The 15,211-nt window shown below is 45.8% G+C and carries 15 protein-coding genes; 10 read left to right on the top strand and 5 right to left on the bottom strand.

The features are described 5' to 3' along the window. The first annotated feature begins 57 nt into the window (after nucleotides 1–57). From ispF to larB, 5 genes are all read left to right on the top strand, one after another. A complete protein-coding gene (gene ispF, locus QUA01_RS24320; RefSeq protein ID WP_333093005.1) occupies nucleotides 58–537 on the top strand; it encodes a 2-C-methyl-D-erythritol 2,4-cyclodiphosphate synthase in 480 nt (159 codons plus the stop codon). A gap of 44 nt (nucleotides 538–581) precedes the next feature. Further along, nucleotides 582–1,127 carry a hypothetical protein gene (locus QUA01_RS24315; protein ID WP_333092990.1) on the top strand — a complete coding sequence of 182 codons (546 nt, stop codon included), beginning with the start codon at nucleotides 582–584 and terminating at the stop codon, nucleotides 1,125–1,127. Then, nucleotides 1,105–1,680: a PIN domain-containing protein gene (locus tag QUA01_RS24310; RefSeq protein WP_333092989.1), complete on the top strand. Its 576-nt coding sequence runs from the start codon at nucleotides 1,105–1,107 to the stop codon at nucleotides 1,678–1,680. Before QUA01_RS24315 ends, QUA01_RS24310 begins: the two co-directional genes overlap by 23 nt. Before the next feature lie 28 nt (nucleotides 1,681–1,708). Beyond that, on the top strand, nucleotides 1,709–3,481 hold the full coding sequence (locus QUA01_RS24305; RefSeq protein ID WP_333092988.1) for an ABC transporter substrate-binding protein: 1,773 nt from the start codon (nucleotides 1,709–1,711) through the stop codon (nucleotides 3,479–3,481). Nucleotides 3,482–3,753: 272 nt separating this feature from the next. Beyond that, on the top strand, nucleotides 3,754–4,527 hold the full coding sequence (larB, locus tag QUA01_RS24300; RefSeq protein ID WP_333092987.1) for a nickel pincer cofactor biosynthesis protein LarB: 774 nt from the start codon (nucleotides 3,754–3,756) through the stop codon (nucleotides 4,525–4,527). A 502-nt stretch (nucleotides 4,528–5,029) separates the two neighbouring features. On the opposite strand, the gene QUA01_RS24295 is transcribed toward larB, so the two are convergent. After that, entirely contained in the window at nucleotides 5,030–5,734 is a 705-nt protein-coding gene (locus tag QUA01_RS24295) for a hypothetical protein (protein WP_333092986.1), read from the bottom strand. 238 nt (nucleotides 5,735–5,972) lie between these two features. Between QUA01_RS24295 and QUA01_RS24290 the strand changes: the two genes are divergently transcribed. The 3 genes from QUA01_RS24290 to QUA01_RS24280 all read left to right on the top strand — a co-directional run bounded on the left by QUA01_RS24290 (nucleotide 5,973) and on the right by QUA01_RS24280 (nucleotide 7,713). Further along, nucleotides 5,973–6,185 (top strand): chlorophyll a/b-binding protein, encoded by a 213-nt coding sequence (locus QUA01_RS24290; protein ID WP_194008161.1) that lies wholly within the window; start codon nucleotides 5,973–5,975, stop codon nucleotides 6,183–6,185. Between the two features lie 145 nt (nucleotides 6,186–6,330). After that, the gene (gene psbP, locus QUA01_RS24285) at nucleotides 6,331–6,870 is read left to right on the top strand and encodes a photosystem II reaction center PsbP (protein ID WP_333092984.1); all 540 of its coding nucleotides are present in this window, start codon (nucleotides 6,331–6,333) and stop codon (nucleotides 6,868–6,870) included. Nucleotides 6,871–7,062: 192 nt separating this feature from the next. Continuing rightward, nucleotides 7,063–7,713: a Maf family protein gene (locus QUA01_RS24280; protein ID WP_333092983.1), complete on the top strand. Its 651-nt coding sequence runs from the start codon at nucleotides 7,063–7,065 to the stop codon at nucleotides 7,711–7,713. A 335-nt stretch (nucleotides 7,714–8,048) separates the two neighbouring features. On the opposite strand, the gene QUA01_RS24275 is transcribed toward QUA01_RS24280, so the two are convergent. Continuing rightward, on the bottom strand, nucleotides 8,049–8,969 hold the full coding sequence (locus tag QUA01_RS24275) for a calcium-binding protein (RefSeq protein WP_333092982.1): 921 nt from the start codon (nucleotides 8,967–8,969) through the stop codon (nucleotides 8,049–8,051). 426 nt (nucleotides 8,970–9,395) lie between these two features. Between QUA01_RS24275 and eno the strand changes: the two genes are divergently transcribed. Continuing rightward, complete coding sequence (eno, locus tag QUA01_RS24270) at nucleotides 9,396–10,676, top strand: phosphopyruvate hydratase (RefSeq protein ID WP_194008157.1); 1,281 nt, start codon at nucleotides 9,396–9,398, stop codon at nucleotides 10,674–10,676. A 127-nt stretch (nucleotides 10,677–10,803) separates the two neighbouring features. Here eno and argC read toward each other — a convergent pair whose 3' ends face one another. Beyond that, nucleotides 10,804–11,862 carry an N-acetyl-gamma-glutamyl-phosphate reductase gene (gene argC, locus QUA01_RS24265; RefSeq protein WP_333092981.1) on the bottom strand — a complete coding sequence of 353 codons (1,059 nt, stop codon included), beginning with the start codon at nucleotides 11,860–11,862 and terminating at the stop codon, nucleotides 10,804–10,806. A gap of 307 nt (nucleotides 11,863–12,169) precedes the next feature. Between argC and QUA01_RS24260 the strand changes: the two genes are divergently transcribed. Further along, nucleotides 12,170–13,186, top strand: coding sequence for a sulfate/molybdate ABC transporter ATP-binding protein (locus tag QUA01_RS24260; RefSeq protein WP_333092980.1), 1,017 nt, complete (start codon nucleotides 12,170–12,172; stop codon nucleotides 13,184–13,186). 211 nt (nucleotides 13,187–13,397) lie between these two features. On the opposite strand, the gene QUA01_RS24255 is transcribed toward QUA01_RS24260, so the two are convergent. Both QUA01_RS24255 and hisF read right to left on the bottom strand, forming a co-directional pair. Further along, a complete protein-coding gene (locus tag QUA01_RS24255; RefSeq protein WP_194067566.1) occupies nucleotides 13,398–13,739 on the bottom strand; it encodes a low temperature-induced protein in 342 nt (113 codons plus the stop codon). Between the two features lie 594 nt (nucleotides 13,740–14,333). Next, nucleotides 14,334–15,104 (bottom strand): imidazole glycerol phosphate synthase subunit HisF, encoded by a 771-nt coding sequence (gene hisF, locus QUA01_RS24250; protein ID WP_194008152.1) that lies wholly within the window; start codon nucleotides 15,102–15,104, stop codon nucleotides 14,334–14,336. Nucleotides 15,105–15,211: the final 107 nt, after the last annotated feature.

The raw sequence follows: 15,211 nt of genomic DNA, 5'->3' as shown, positions 1-15,211 counted from the left end.
CTCCTCACAAATATGAAATAATTGTTTTTTGCTATACTTCCCAAACCTCAATTTTACATGAACATCCGCATCGGTAACGGCTACGACATTCACTGCTTAGTTCCAGATCGCCCCCTCATCCTCGGCGGCGTCCACATTCCCCACGAATTAGGCTTATTAGGGCACAGCGACGCAGACGTGCTCACCCACGCTATCATGGACGCGATGCTCGGAGCTCTCAGCTTAGGAGATATCGGCTTTTATTTCCCGCCGACTGACCCGAAATGGAAAGGTGCTGATAGTCTCGTATTGCTGGCACAAGTCAATCAGTTAATATTAGATAAAGGCTGGGAAATCGGCAATATTGATTCGGTGGTGGTGGCCGAACGTCCAAAGCTGAAACCGCATATTGAGCAAATGCGCGATCGGCTTTCTGCTGTCCTACAATTAAAACCAGACCAAATCGGCATCAAAGCTACTACAAACGAAAAGTTAGGGCCTGTGGGGAGAGAAGAAGGAATTGCAGCCTATGCTGTAGTTTTGTTGATGCTAAAATAGTTGTCAGATTCTAAGGATTTTCAACCCATTTAGGAGTCAAATCTATGCTCGCCGAAAACTTGGAAATTACAACACCGATCGACGTTGACATCATCGCTCTCGATAAGGACGATCGGGTAGTCGTGCTAATTGAGGTCAAAATTATTCAAGCTCAAGAACCAGCAGCAAAGCAGAGGATTGCTGACTACATGATATCTTGGATGAAAGCTGTGTTAGCTAAGATATCCGAGCAGCGCACCATAATTCCCTATGCCATGTTCGTTGACACCGAAGAAATTCTGATTTTCAAATGGAACGGAGAAAATTTATCTAAGCCTGTTTGCACTCTAAACACTGCTAAGATACTTCATTCTTATGAGCCTGAATTTGGTACAAAATGGATATCTGAGCGTTACTTAGAGAGTCTAATCGAATCATGGCTGGAAGACTTAGCATATAATTGGAAATCGGAAATGCCAGCAGCATCAGAACAGATAGCAAGAATTGGCTTGTTACAAAGGCTGGCTGGTGGAACAACAAAATCAGGAGTACAACTTGGTAATTTTGTATATAGAGACAAACTTCTTGATGAGTATTGCCACAGGGCGTGACCCTCAAGCAAGTACGTTGCTGATGCAAACGCCAGCATCTGTAGAGTTGACAATACCGAGTATTTGCTACATGGAATCTTTCTCTGCTTTAGAGGACGAAGTGAAGCGACACAACTATTTTAAACAGCAACTTAAAAATCAAATCAGTGAGGCTAACCGAGATTTGACATCACACCATGCCCGGTCTCTATTTTTCAACTTAGGTCAGTCTAAAATCGACTATGAAAGACGACTAGAGGATATAAATTTGCGTTTGCGCGAATCTATTGAGCAGTTGTCTCAAAATGCTGAGATGATTGATTTAACAGCTAATATTATTCAAGCAAGTTTAAACAAAACTCTCATTACCAAAGATCCAACAGACAATTTGATTCTACACTGTATCCTGAGTCATGCCCGCTTGCACCCCACAGAAACCAAAGCATTTCTAAGCGGGAACATTAAAGAATTTCGCCAACTTCCCGAGGTTCAAGATGCTTTGCGAGAATCAGGAATAACCAAGTATTTCTCGGTCACTAAAGATTTTATAGGTTGGCTACAATCTCAGTCATAATCGCACGTAGATGGTACAGTAAATTATTATGAAAAATTTCTCTATTTTACATTCAAAGCGCCGCTGGTTGGCTGTTTTGCTAGCTCTAATTGCCACTGTCTGTCTGTCTGCTTGTCGTCCCGCCCGATCGCAATTAACCAACAGACTCGTAGTTCCCACCCCCAGCGGCCCGTCTACCTTCAACTACCCGCTAAATCAGTCTGCATATAGCGTTTTTGGCTATATGTACGAGGGATTGATTAACGAAAACGGCTTGACATCTCAGCTAGAACCAGGTTTAGCAGAGTCCTGGAAAGTATCTAAAGATGGCAAAAAGATTGTCTTCACCCTGCGAGAGGGATTGAAATGGTCTGACGGCGAACCCATGACAACAGATGACATTATATTCAGCTATGAAAAGATTTATTTCAATGACAAAATCCCTAGCGGTTTAAAAGATACTCTGAGAGTTGGCATGAGTCGCCAATTCCCCAAACTCAAAAAAATTGACAGCCGCCGCGTAGAATTTTCCGTTGCAGAACCCTTTGCTCCTTTTATTAGATATGCTGGGGGAATCCCGATTTTACCAGCTCATATTTTACAGGAAGCTGTCGAAAATACAGATGCAGACGGCAATCTTAAATTCCTGTCTACTTGGGGCACGGATACTGACCCTAAAAAAATTGTCGGTAACGGTCAGTACCGAATGCTAAGCTATACTCCCAATCAGCGCGTGGTTTTGGAACGAAATCCGTATTTTTGGCGCAAAGATGCTGAGGGAAATGCTCAGCCCTACATCCAGCAAATTGTTTGGCAAATTATTGAAAATACTGACAATCAACTGTTGAATTTTCGATCGGGCGATTTGGATACTCTGGACGTGCAGCCAGAGGTGTTCCCTCTGTTGAAACGAGAGGAAAAACGCGGCAAATATACGGTTTTTAACGGTGGCCCGGACACTGGTAGTGTGTTTATGACCTTCAATCTGAATCAGGGGCGCAATGCTCAAAATCAGCCGTTTGTAGACCCGGTTAAGTCTCGCTGGTTTACCAATCAGGAATTTCGGCAGGCCGTAGCCTACGGTATAGACAGATCCGCCATGACTAACAATATCTATCGCGGACTTGGCGCGCCCCTGTATTCCCCAATTCCGGCACAAAGTCCCTTTTACTTGTCTCCCGAACAGGGATTAAAAACTTACGATTACGATCCGCAAAAATCGAAAGAGTTGCTGTTGAATGCTGGTTTTAAATATAATAGTAACGGCGACTTGTTGGATGCTGGGGGCAACAAAGTCCGATTTACTTTGTTGATAGCGGCAGGGAAAAAAGTTCGGGAACAAATGGCCACGCAAATTAAGCAAGATTTGGGCAAATTGGGGATGCAAATTGACACGCAGTTCCTGAGTTTTAATACTTACGTGGAAAAGCTGCGCCTGACGCGGAATTGGGATACTTACCTCGGCGGTTTTACGGGAGGTACTGAACCGCACAGCGGCTACAATATTTGGTCTGTTAATGGGACTTTGCACAGTTTCAACCAGGGCCCGCAAGCTGGAGAACCGCCGATTAAGGGTTGGGAAGTGTACCAATGGGAGCAAAAAATCGATGACCTTTATGTGAAGGCTTCCCAAGAGCTTGATGAGGCGAAGCGCAAGGAGCTTTATGGGGAGACGCAGGAGATTATAGCGGAACAAGTGCCTTTTATTTATATGGTCAATCCGCTGACTTTTGAGGCGGTGCGCGATCGCATTTCGGGAATTCGCTATAGTGCGATCGGTGGTGCTTTCTGGAATTTGTACGAACTGAAAATGGCAGAATAGTTAGTTGTTATTGGTTATTGGTTAGTTGTTATTGGTTATTGGTTAGTTGTTATTGGTTATTGGTTATTGATAACTAACAACTGACAACTAACAACTAACAACTAACAACTGACAACTAACAACTGACAACTAAGAGGACCCGCACGCACCATCCACCGCCCCTACCAACTAACAACTGACAACTGACAACTAACAACTGACAACTGACAACTGACAACTGACAACTGACAACTGACAACTGACAACTAACAACTGACAACTGACTAATATTTATGCAACCTGAAATTTTACAAAAATTACTCGAATCTGTGGCGGCAGGCGATGTAAGTCCCACCGCAGCTTTGGATAAATTAAAGCATTTTGACTTTCAACAAGTAGGGAATTTTGCCAAAATTGACCATCACCGCACCTTAAGAACTGGTTTTCCTGAAGTCATTTTGGGCCTAGGGAAAACGCCAGACCAAATTGTTGAGATTGTCGAGGCGATGCGTGGGCGAAATCCAGTGGTGATGGCGACGCGAATTGAACCGGAAGTTTTCGAGCAATTGCAACAAAAAATACCCGATTTGTGCTACTACCAAAAGGCTCGAATTTGTGCAATTTCTGCTGATTCCCCAACTCGCCAGCATCCGGGTACTGTGACTATTATCAGTGCGGGAACGGCGGATTTGCCTGTGGCGGAAGAGGCGGCTGTGACGGCGGAACTTTGCGGTTTTGAGGTGCGGCGTTTGTGGGACGTGGGAGTTGCCGGCATTCACCGTTTGCTGAGCAACCGACACGTTATTGCCGATGCTGATGTGTTGATTGCGGTTGCGGGTATGGAAGGTGCTTTGGCCAGTGTGGTTGCGGGTTTGGCAGATTGTCCGGTGATTGCTGTGCCGACGAGTGTGGGTTACGGCGCGAGTTTTGGCGGGATTGCTCCTCTTTTAACTATGCTTAATTCTTGTGCGGCTGGTGTGGGTGTGGTTAATATTGATAACGGATTTGGGGCGGCAATTTTAGCTTGTCAAATCTTAAGAACTGCTGACAAAGTAGGGAAAAATTAAATAAGCTGTATTGCATTTAACTTGCCTTAAACTTGCATTGTACTCCCAACAGAAACTATCCCGAACAGTTTTGGACGCACTTCCGATAAAGCAACCGGGTTTTTTACTTTTTCGGCGGATTGCAGTGAAGGATTTTGGTACAAAAATCTGGTTTCTGGGAAAGGTGCGTTCTGGAGTCCTCGGTTTAAGAGCGGATTCCAGAACGCACTACAAACCGTTTTTGTTATGGTAATCGATCGGACGCGCGATCGCAGTTTTAATTATCCGCCTTGAATCTGCGGTTTCTGTATCGATTCGGTGACTCAATGCAAGTCTTCTCTCCCGAAGCCCAAGGTTCAACAGAGGCAGAGTCTGGTAACGAGCTATCTAAAATCTACAATCTACAATCTCAAATCGATTGATTTTTTACATTTTTGAGAAAGGCTATATTCTTGAGGGCGGGTTCAGAACGCCCGCCCTAGGGATTGTTTGAACAAATGCAGACATATCCCAAACATCAAGCTCAGCCGCCCTGAGCATCCAGCCAATGCGGATAACCGGAAGAATCCTCTGCTTTCAACTTTTGAGCCTGATAGGTCTTGGTAGTCCAATTAGCTACTGTTTGCAGGTTTTCTGTCAGACAACTTTCGCTGCCAAATGCTTCAAATCCCAAAGTCCAAGAGGGATTGCCGTTAATGTTCAATTGAGTAACTTCGACGCTGCAACCTTGGGGAACTGGGGCTTCTACTGGCACAGACATTACAGACATTAAGGAACCGGGGGCTGAAACTTGGTAAAGACGCAGCGCTCGCTTTTTCTTGACTCCCATCCACTTTCCTGTTGCCAGAATATCCGCCGATACCGGCGCCATCGTGTCGGCACAAACCCACTTGAGCCACTTCTCGGCCTTGCCTTCCCAGCGGTTGCCGAACTGCATCGCCCCTAACTCTCCCTGGCGCCACTTTACTTCTAGGGCTTTCCCGCGCAACTTGACTCCCAAGTAGTCGCAACCGGGTACTAGCAAATATATGTCTTCGCGCTCTTCTGGAGGCGACAGATACCCTCCGAGACTATCGCTTCCAAACCATTGCCCGATCGATTTTGGCAACGCACCGTTATAAAACCACCGCATTTCCAGACTGGCCCGCATAAACTTTTCCTCCGTTCCACAATTTTCGTCAAACCCAGACCGGATTTGCCACACACCATCGACTTCTGCACGTCTCAACTCTATCCTCCCCCGTCTTGGGCTCAGAGTCTACTCTCAGAGGATTTGAGATTTGAAAATTGCGAATATGCGAATAATTGATTATATAAGGGTTGAGAGCTTGTCTACTGTGGGATTTTTGGTGGAAACTCAGGTCAAAATAGGGTATTTGAAAAAAAAAATTACGCAATCCTTTACATTTCTTCATAAGTCTGTTACATTTAGTTACAGTACATGAAAAACAATTTAGGAAACAGACATGACTAACAAAGGCTTAATGCTGGACGACCAAGGTAAAATGAACAATTTTGCGATCGAGCCGACAGTATACATCGATGACGAACCCCGCACAGGCTTTACCCCCTACGCAGAACGTTTAAACGGCCGCCTTGCCATGATTGGCTTTGTTTCTCTCTTGGCTTTAGAAGTTTCGACCAAGCACGGACTGATTAGCTGGCTAACCAACCTGTAATGATTTTGTTAAAAATTAAACTTTACGGCTATGGCTTGCCAGCGATGCACAAATGGCAATCCATAGCTTAACTATTTTTAGGGGCTAGGTTTGGTGAGATAATTAAAATTAAATATTTTAGTGTTACCCTACTCGCGTAAAAATAATGCTCAAACGAATTGCGGCCCTACTTCTGGTGGTTCTAAGCCTCACCTTGACCGGTTGTGTGTCTCAAGTGACCGGACTCAAAAGCCACATTGATACTGGCGACGGCTATCAATTTCTCTATCCTAATGGCTGGCTGCCCATCGCAGTTTCTAATGGGCCCGATGTGGTGTTCCGCGATTTGATCCAGCAAACCGAGAATGTCAGCGTGGTAATCAGTCCAGTCGCGAAGGGGAAAACTTTGGCAGATTTGGGAACGCCTACGGAAGTGGGATACAAGCTTAGCAAAAATTCCCTCGTCTCGACAGATTCTGGCCGCGAAGCTGAATTAATCAGTGCAGAAGCTCGCGAATCGCGATCGAAAAGCTATTACATTTTAGAATACGCAGTCAAACTCCCAAACCAAGAACGGCACAACTTAGCCAGCGTAGCCGTCAGCCGCGGCAAACTTTTTACCATTAACGTTTCCACTACCGAAGAACGCTGGCCGAAGGTAAAAGAAGCTTTTGAGAAAGTCGTTAAATCTTTCTCTGTTTATTAAGTTAAAAAGTTATTGGTTATTAGTTATTAGTTATGGGGAATTGGGTCGAAAGCATTGTGGATTGTGCAATGTTATTAAAGCCAACTAATGACTAATGACTGATGACTGATAACTGATGACGGCAGGAGGGCACGCGCGCACCATCCACCGCCCCTAATGACTAATGACTAATGACTAATGACTTCTTAAATTATGAAAATTCCAACTTTTGTATTGGCTTCAGCTTCCCCGGCGCGCCGCAGCCTACTAAATAGTGCTGGGATTCAAGCTGTGATTTGCCCCAGCGACTTTGATGAAGGGCAAATACAAATGAGGGACGCTACTCAATTAGTCCAAGTTTTAGCAGAGGGAAAAGCTGAAGCTGTAGCTAGCTTTTTGCTGGCTAATTCTCACCCGCAAATCCCCAATCCCAAATCGTGTTTGGTGTTGGGATGCGATTCAATTTTGGTCATTGATGGCGAAATTCACGGCAAGCCGAAGGATGCCGAAGAAGCAATTTTGCGCTGGCAGAAAATGTGCGGTAAAGTTGGCGAACTTTATACGGGTCATGCTTTAATTGATACGAGATTTGATAGTTTCGATCGCGCAATCGAGCGATCGATCGTTCGCTATCAAGTTACAAAAGTTCATTTTGCCGAAGTTACCTCGCGCCAAATTGCGGCCTACGTCGCTACCGGAGAACCCCTCGCCTGTGCTGGCTGTTTTGCACTGGAAGGTAAAGGCGGATTTTTTGTGGAAAAAATCGAGGGCTGTCACACGAATGTGATCGGGTTGAGTTTGCCTCTGCTGCGGCGAATGCTGGGCGAAATGGGATATGATGTGGCGGATTTTTGGAAATTTTAATGTTGGCTGGATTGATCGGAAAATTGGTCTACGAATCTAATTCAAGAAACTGAGTTTTTTTGGGTTTCTACACCTGTAAGCTGTCGGACATTTAAATTGTATGTTCAGGGTGATGCTCAAAGCCCACCCCACAATAGTTTTATTGTTTTTTGACATACAGTTTAAATGTAGAACAGCTTAACGAGGTTTTTTCATAAAAACCCGTTTCTGGCCACCCGCGCGAATCTAAGAAACCGGGTTTTTTGGAGTTTCTGCATTGTAACGAATTCTTCTGGCAAAAACCCGGTTTCTGGGCTATGCATCAAAACAAAAAAAACTGGTTTTTTTCACAAATCCTATCCAAGGGCGATCGCCCCGTCGGATACAGAGATAAACTGAAGTTGAGAAGGCGAAACATCTTTCACCAAACCCAAAATATTGCCGGTACTAGCTTCTCGAATCACCGTCGCCTTAGTATTTAACACTCTAAAATCAAGAGTTCGGGGCTGTCCGGGAGGAAAAGGGCCGCTGCTGTCGTAATCTCTGGCATCACCAATTGTTAAAAACCTTTCGCTCAAAACAATGTCATTTCGCGTCAATCCTCCCGCCAATCCAATTACATCACCTTGGGCAGAATTGTAGTCGAGAATAAAATCTGCCGGCACTTCATCTACTTGACCCAGAAAATTGCCAGCAGGACGCGGTTGATCCGAACCAATTTCTCCCGAAGTTGCTTCAGCTTCTCTTCTGAGGACAAATAAATCTGCACCTTCTCCTCCCCAAAGTCGATCGATTCCAGCATCACCAATCAGAGTATCATTGCCAGTTTCACCTACTAAATTATCGCTGCCTTTACCGCCTCGAACAAAATCATTTCCCGTACCTCCGTAAGCTACGTCATCGCCTAAATTTCCACTCAGAACATCGTTAGCGCATTCTCCGTACAGGATGTCAAAATCTTGACCGCCGCGAATAGTATCGTTCCCACAACCTCCGATTAAAGTATCGCTGCCGCTGTTCCCGTTCATCAGTTCGGCACCGCCAGAACCTCGGACAAAATCGTCGCCGGCTAAGGCCCGCAAACCTCCGGGAGTGTTGCGGAGAATGCCGTTAGCTAATTGAACGATATCGTCATTGGGAGTAAGGTCAAAAAAGTTGGGATCGCTACCTGAATTTGGTAAAGGCCCTGTCAGTAATCTGATGTTTGGGGGATCGGGAATTATGGGGTCGGCGTTTTCAGCTAATGCTCTAACTTCTCCAGGATTTGTTTCTAACATTTGAGGTTTTTCCTATTTGATTGAGTTTGTCGATCTTCCGATCTTAACAAAGGTTTCAATGGGAGCATCTGGGGCTTTGCAACAAGCATTTTTTTACTGTGCGTTTGCTCTCCCTCGCGTGCGCTTGCTCCCCTCGCGCGCCAGACAGCTACAGATGCTCGCGCACATATGCTCCCGGTTGCAATTAACTATTCTGCGCGAATCTGCTGTGAAAAAAATTAAATTACTGTCAAAACGATCTAAGATCATTTTTCAACAAATATTGCTTGTTGACACCAAAGCGATCGCCCAAATCCGCAAAAAGTTTGAAATGAGCGCTAATAATTGTGGGGATCGCGTACTCTATTACCCGTTAGCAGTCAGTTACCGAAAGCCTGCTGAATGCTAATTGTCATCAACCATTGAGTTAAGTCAGGAATCGTTAATATGCAAGACACTGCGATCGAATCTATTCAAGCCAGAGAAATTCTCGACTCCCGCGGCCGCCCCACCATTGAAGCTGAAGTTTATCTAGCTAACGGTGTTGTGGGCCTCGCCCAAGTCCCCAGCGGTGCATCTACAGGCTCTTTTGAAGCCCACGAATTGCGAGACGGCGACAAAAACCGTTACGGCGGGAAAGGAGTCTTGAAGGCTGTTGCTAACGTCGAGCACAAAATTGCCCCTGCTTTGGCTAATTTGGATGCGATCGACCAAGCACTGGTAGACCAAACCATGATTGACTTGGACGGTTCCCCCAACAAATCCCACCTCGGAGCCAATGCCATTCTCGGAGTCTCCCTAGCCACGGCAAAGGCTGCCGCCGAGACTTTAGGACTCCCCCTTTATCGCTACTTGGGTGGCACTTTAGCGAACGTTTTACCCGTACCTTTGATGAACGTGATCAACGGTGGTTCCCACGCGGACAATAATGTAGACATTCAAGAGTTTATGATTGTACCTGTGGGAGCTCCTTCTTTTAAGGAAGCTTTGCGCTGGGGAGCAGAAATATTTGCTAGTCTGGCTAATGTTTTGAAAGACAAAAATTTGCTGACTGGTGTTGGCGATGAAGGCGGTTTTGCTCCTAATTTGGGTTCCAATCAGGAAGCTTTGGATTTGTTGATGATGGCAATTGAAAAAGCTGGTTACAAGCCTGGGGAACAAGTTGCTTTGGCTTTGGATGTTGCTGCTAGCGAGTTTTACAAAGATGGGCAGTACACTTACGACGGTGTGGCTCATTCGCCGGCGGAATTAATCGATTATTTGGATGGTTTGGCTGGTCAATATCCGATCGTTTCTATTGAAGATGGTTTGCACGAAGACGATTGGGACAGTTGGGTGGCGCTGACTCAGAAAATGGGTAGCAAAGTTCAGTTGGTGGGTGACGATTTGTTTGTGACTAATCGCACGCGCTTGCAAAAGGGAATTGATTTGAAGGCTAGCAATTCGATTTTGATTAAGCTGAATCAAATTGGTTCTTTGACGGAGACGTTGGATACGATCGACCTCGGCAAACGAAACAGCTATCGATCGGTCATCAGCCACCGTTCTGGTGAAACTGAGGATACCACGATTGCTGATTTAGCGGTAGCGACTCGCGCCGGTCAAATCAAGACTGGTTCTTTGTGTCGCAGCGAACGGGTTGCTAAATACAACCGTTTGTTACGGATTGAGGACGAATTGGGCGATCGGGCGATCTATGCTGGTGCGATCGGTTACGGGCCAAAGTAAAATTTGGGAATGGGTAATGGGGAATGGGTAATTGGGCATGGGTAATTGGTAATCGGTTAGTTTTTAATTTTCAGAACCAATGCCCTGTTTGGCCGATGCCCTGTTTGCCCAATTCCCAATTCCCAATTTAAGGATAGAAAGCCAATTGAGGCAAACCCAAAGTTTCTTCCCAACCCATCATCAAGTTCATGCACTGAATGCCTTGACCGGCTTGACCTTTAATTAAATTGTCGATCGCCGACATCACAATTACCCGATCGGTGCGGGGATCGACTTCCACGGCAATGTAACAAAGATTCGTGCCGCAAGCCCATTTTGTTTGCGGATAAACCCCAGCCGGCAAGACTTTTACTAAAGGAGAATTGCGGTAAAAAGCGCTAAAAATCGTGATTAAATCTTCCCGCACCAATCCCGGATCGCGCAAATTTGCGTAAACAGTTGCCAAAATTCCCCGCACCATCGGTATCAGGTGGGGAGTAAATTGGACTTTGATATCTTGTCCGGCTAAATCGCTGCAAACTTGCTCAATTTCTGGGGTGTGGCGGTGGCGGCCAACTCCGTAAGCGCCTATGGAATTGTCAGCTTCTGCTAATAACAGATTAACTTCGGCTTTGCGGCCTCCTCCCGAAGTTCCTGATTTAGCGTCGATAATTGCTGTTTCTGGTACGATTAGACCTTGTTTTAGCAAGGGTGCCAGGGCTAATAAGCTAGCGGTGACGTAGCAACCGGCACAGCCTACCAATTGAGCGTCTTTAATGCGATCGCGATACAATTCTGGCAAACCGTAAACAGCGGTTGCTGCTAGAGCAGAGTCCGATCGCTCGCCACCGTACCAAGCTTTGTAAGTTTCTAGATTTTCAAATCTGTAATCAGCCGACAAATCCAAGACTTTGCAGCCTTTTTCGATCAGCTTCGGTGCCATTTGGCAAGCTAAACCGTTGGGCAGCGACAGAAACACAACTTCACATTTTTCCGCTACTCGATCTAAGTCGATCGCCTCAATAGTCAAGTCAATGCAGTTAGTCAGATGCGGATAAAGGCTGGAAAAAGGTTTTCCCGCACTGCTATCCCCGCCCACATACACTACTTCCGCCGCTGGGTGATCTGCCAGCAGTCGCACAAGTTGCACGCCGCCGTAACCTGAAGCGCCGATAATTCCTACAGGCACACGTCCAACATCTCCCATTTTCCTTTATCCCCTCAGCCGTTGAAGTCAAAATCGCTTGAACTTTTGCTGCATTGTAGTACCAAACGTCAACTTTGGTGGCAAAGAATTATATTGTTTTGTGATGGAGGTGTATTTTAGAGAATTTTCGGGCTTTCCAGAGGCTGGTAAGACCATAAAATTAAGTAACTGATGCGCGATCGTGCTATAAAATCTTACATAAACCTATCCACAAACCGGGGATTAACATTTTTCGCTCTTTCCTCGAACCTCGCAGCTCAACATCCATCCGTTAAATCCATTACACTCATCCGTTGCCGAACTTCCTATGGGTATCGTCGTAGAAAATGTAAGTAAACAGTTTGGCAGTTTCCAAGCACTCGATAAAGTCAGTTTAGAAATTGAATCCGGTTCCCTAGTCGCACTGCTAGGCCCGTCCGGTTCCGGCAAGTCTACCCTGCTGCGGCTGATTGCAGGTTTAGAAATGCCCGACTCCGGCAAAATCTGGCTGACAGGCCAAGATGCCACAAATACCAGCGTTCAAGACCGCAAAATTGGGTTTGTGTTTCAGCATTACGCGCTTTTCAAGCACATGACAGTGCGAAAAAATATCGCTTTCGGGATGGAAATTCAGAAAACTGCACCCGCCAAAGTCAAATCGCGGGTAGAAGAATTGTTGAATTTAGTGCAATTAGCAGGATTGGGCGATAGATACCCGTCGCAACTCTCAGGAGGTCAGCGGCAGCGCGTGGCCCTCGCGAGAGCTCTGGCTGTGGAACCGAAAGTGTTGCTGCTAGACGAACCTTTTGGAGCTCTTGATGCTAAAGTCCGCAAAGATTTGCGCGCTTGGTTGCGCCGACTGCACGACGAAGTGCACGTTACCACCGTCTTTGTGACGCACGACCAAGAAGAAGCGATGGAAGTTGCCGATCACATTACAGTCATGAATAAAGGTCAAATCGAACAAGTAGGCACGCCCGCAGAAATTTACGACCATCCTGCTAGTGCATTCGTCATGAGTTTTATCGGCCCTGTCAATGTCTTGCCCAGCAGTTCGAGAATGTTTCAAGACAACGGCTTTGACTCAGCCAACCCCGAAATTTTCTTGCGCCCTCACGACGTAGTAATTGAAACCACAGAAAATAGTGCAACAGTGCCTGCAAGAATCAGTCGCTTGATTCATTTGGGATGGGAAATTCAGGTAGAATTAACTTTAGATGACGGTCAAGTGCTCAATGCTAATTTGACCAGAGAAAAGTTTGACCAATTGCTGTTACAGCCGCAGCAAAGAGTGTTCGTCAAGCCGAAAGGTGCAAAGTCTTTTCCACTGTTTTATTCTATCTGAGATCGGGTGCGATCGAGCGATCGAACCCTCTGATACCAATTTCAGTTGCACTCGTCATGACTGTTGACTGTTGACTGTTGGCTGTTGACTGTTGACTCGATTTTATTATTTTGATGCAACCTGAAACCGATATAAATGGAGAGCAAACACACAAAAATCAAGGGACACGGCATTGCCTTGCCCCTAATTTTTTAGGCTGATAACTGTGGAGTTAGTCTTTAATGTTGCTCACAGCTTTTTTGACTTGTTGCTCAAAAGATGTAGCTCTTGTATTAGAAGGATTTTTCATCTTCTCGCTGTCAGCATCTCCCTGAACTTCATTAATCCCTTCATTAGCTTTTTTCTGAGTTTCTTCCAGAGACATCGGGTCTTTCAAAACAGCTTTTTGAGCTTCTTTCTCAATCCCCAAAAGTTGATCTTCACCTTTAGTGGGGCTGCTGGTAACAGCAAAAGCTGGGAAAGCATTGGAAACAAACATCAATGCACAAAAACAAACAGCTATTAAACTGCGAACAAAACGCTTGGCAGGAAGATTAAAGCTGATAAAAGACATACAAATTTTCTCCATTTTTACAAATTTTCATCGCTGAGATTGTTAACAGGCTGAAGCTCGTTCAAATTCTGTACAATCTTTAGCTCAAGTTCGATAAAAGCAACAGCTTTGAGCAGTGCCTCTTTCTTAAATTGAGGTAATATATAATATTTAGCCAAAAAAACGGATATTTGAAATCCTTCTCAGGGAATATTTTGGCTTTGTGTCTTCCGATAGATGAGTCTGGTGCATCGCTGAAGTCCGATTGAGATTTGAGATGGGAGTATCTGTGGCAGCATCTGAGCGGGCTCTCCCCGCTAAGGCAAAAACCCCGGTGTTGTTGAGAATCGTGGCTGCTATTCGACAGAGATCGATCGAGCAACCGGGTTTTTTGTCCCATGCGTAATATCGTTTCCGGTGGCATCGGAATCATAAAATCGAGTCAACGGTGAACAGTCAACCATTCAGTTTTTCGACCCGCCCGCGAACAGTCAACAGTCAACAGTCAACAGTCAACAGTCAACAGTCAACAGTCAACGGCGAACAGTCAACAGTCAACAGTCAACAGTCAACAATCACCTGACGGTGCAACCGGAATTGATATAACTCCTTAAGTTACTGCAGCCGCACGGGAACTTGATGTTGTGCTAGATAAGTCTTAATTTCTCCGACGCTCAGTTGCCCGTAATGTAGGAGGGAAGCCAGGAGTGCGGCTTCTGCTTTGCCCTCTGTCACCGCTTCGTAGATGTGGTGACAGTTACCCGCGCCGCCGGAAGCAATCACCGGAATTTCTACAACTTCGGCGATGCTGCGGGTTAATCCCAAGTCGTAACCGGCTTGAGTTCCGTCAGAGTCCATGCTAGTCAACAGAATTTCGCCGGCACCGCGCTGTGCGGCTTCCTTGGCCCAGACGATCGCATCTTTCCCGGTATTTTCTCGCCCCCCGCGCACGTACACGTCCCAACCGGGATTATCGGCATCTTGCCGTTTGCGGGCGTCGATCGCCACTACAATGCACTGATTGCCGAATCGATCGCTGGCTTTGTCAATCAAACTCGGATCGCGCACTGCTGCTGAATTAATGCTTACCTTATCAGCGCCCGCCCTCAACAAACTTTTAATCGTGTCCAAGGATTGGATGCCGCCGCCGACAGTCAAAGGGATAAATACTCGATCTGCAGTTTGGTATACCACATCAATCATAATGTTCCGGTCTTCGTGAGTCGCGGTAATGTCCAGAAACACCAACTCGTCAGCACCCGCATCGTTGTATACCTGAGCCATTTCCACCGGATCGCCAGCATCCTTAAGGTTGACAAAATTGACACCTTTGACCACGCGGCCGGCTTTCACATCCAAACAAGGCAAAATTCTTTTTGACAACATAAAATTCTCGTGTTTGTAATTTATACCAGTTCCCAAAAAAAATGCAACTGTAGCCTCGCGACCGAAACCATTATGCAGTAAGTCGTATCGTGTCCGATCAATTTTTG

The organism is Microcoleus sp. S36a_B3 (assembly GCF_036700745.1).
In the GTDB taxonomy this organism is placed as follows: Bacteria; Cyanobacteriota; Cyanobacteriia; order Cyanobacteriales; family Microcoleaceae; genus Microcoleus.
The sequence above is the reverse complement of the archived record's forward strand: the minus strand, read 5'-3'. Positions and strand labels throughout refer to the sequence as shown.

What these genes read in the sequence shown, in the direction of transcription:
- ispF (WP_333093005.1), top strand. Translation starts at nt 58, where the DNA reads ATGAACATCCGCATCGGTAACGGCTACGACATTCACTGCTTAGTTCCA.
- QUA01_RS24315 (WP_333092990.1), top strand. Translation starts at nt 582, where the DNA reads ATGCTCGCCGAAAACTTGGAAATTACAACACCGATCGACGTTGACATC.
- QUA01_RS24310 (WP_333092989.1), top strand. Translation starts at nt 1,105, where the DNA reads ATGAGTATTGCCACAGGGCGTGACCCTCAAGCAAGTACGTTGCTGATG.
- QUA01_RS24305 (WP_333092988.1), top strand. Translation starts at nt 1,709, where the DNA reads ATGAAAAATTTCTCTATTTTACATTCAAAGCGCCGCTGGTTGGCTGTT.
- larB (WP_333092987.1), top strand. Translation starts at nt 3,754, where the DNA reads ATGCAACCTGAAATTTTACAAAAATTACTCGAATCTGTGGCGGCAGGC.
- QUA01_RS24290 (WP_194008161.1), top strand. Translation starts at nt 5,973, where the DNA reads ATGACTAACAAAGGCTTAATGCTGGACGACCAAGGTAAAATGAACAAT.
- psbP (WP_333092984.1), top strand. Translation starts at nt 6,331, where the DNA reads ATGCTCAAACGAATTGCGGCCCTACTTCTGGTGGTTCTAAGCCTCACC.
- QUA01_RS24280 (WP_333092983.1), top strand. Translation starts at nt 7,063, where the DNA reads ATGAAAATTCCAACTTTTGTATTGGCTTCAGCTTCCCCGGCGCGCCGC.
- QUA01_RS24275 (WP_333092982.1), bottom strand. Translation starts at nt 8,969, where the DNA reads ATGTTAGAAACAAATCCTGGAGAAGTTAGAGCATTAGCTGAAAACGCC.
- eno (WP_194008157.1), top strand. Translation starts at nt 9,396, where the DNA reads ATGCAAGACACTGCGATCGAATCTATTCAAGCCAGAGAAATTCTCGAC.
- argC (WP_333092981.1), bottom strand. Translation starts at nt 11,862, where the DNA reads ATGGGAGATGTTGGACGTGTGCCTGTAGGAATTATCGGCGCTTCAGGT.
- QUA01_RS24260 (WP_333092980.1), top strand. Translation starts at nt 12,170, where the DNA reads ATGGGTATCGTCGTAGAAAATGTAAGTAAACAGTTTGGCAGTTTCCAA.
- QUA01_RS24255 (WP_194067566.1), bottom strand. Translation starts at nt 13,739, where the DNA reads ATGTCTTTTATCAGCTTTAATCTTCCTGCCAAGCGTTTTGTTCGCAGT.
- hisF (WP_194008152.1), bottom strand. Translation starts at nt 15,104, where the DNA reads ATGTTGTCAAAAAGAATTTTGCCTTGTTTGGATGTGAAAGCCGGCCGC.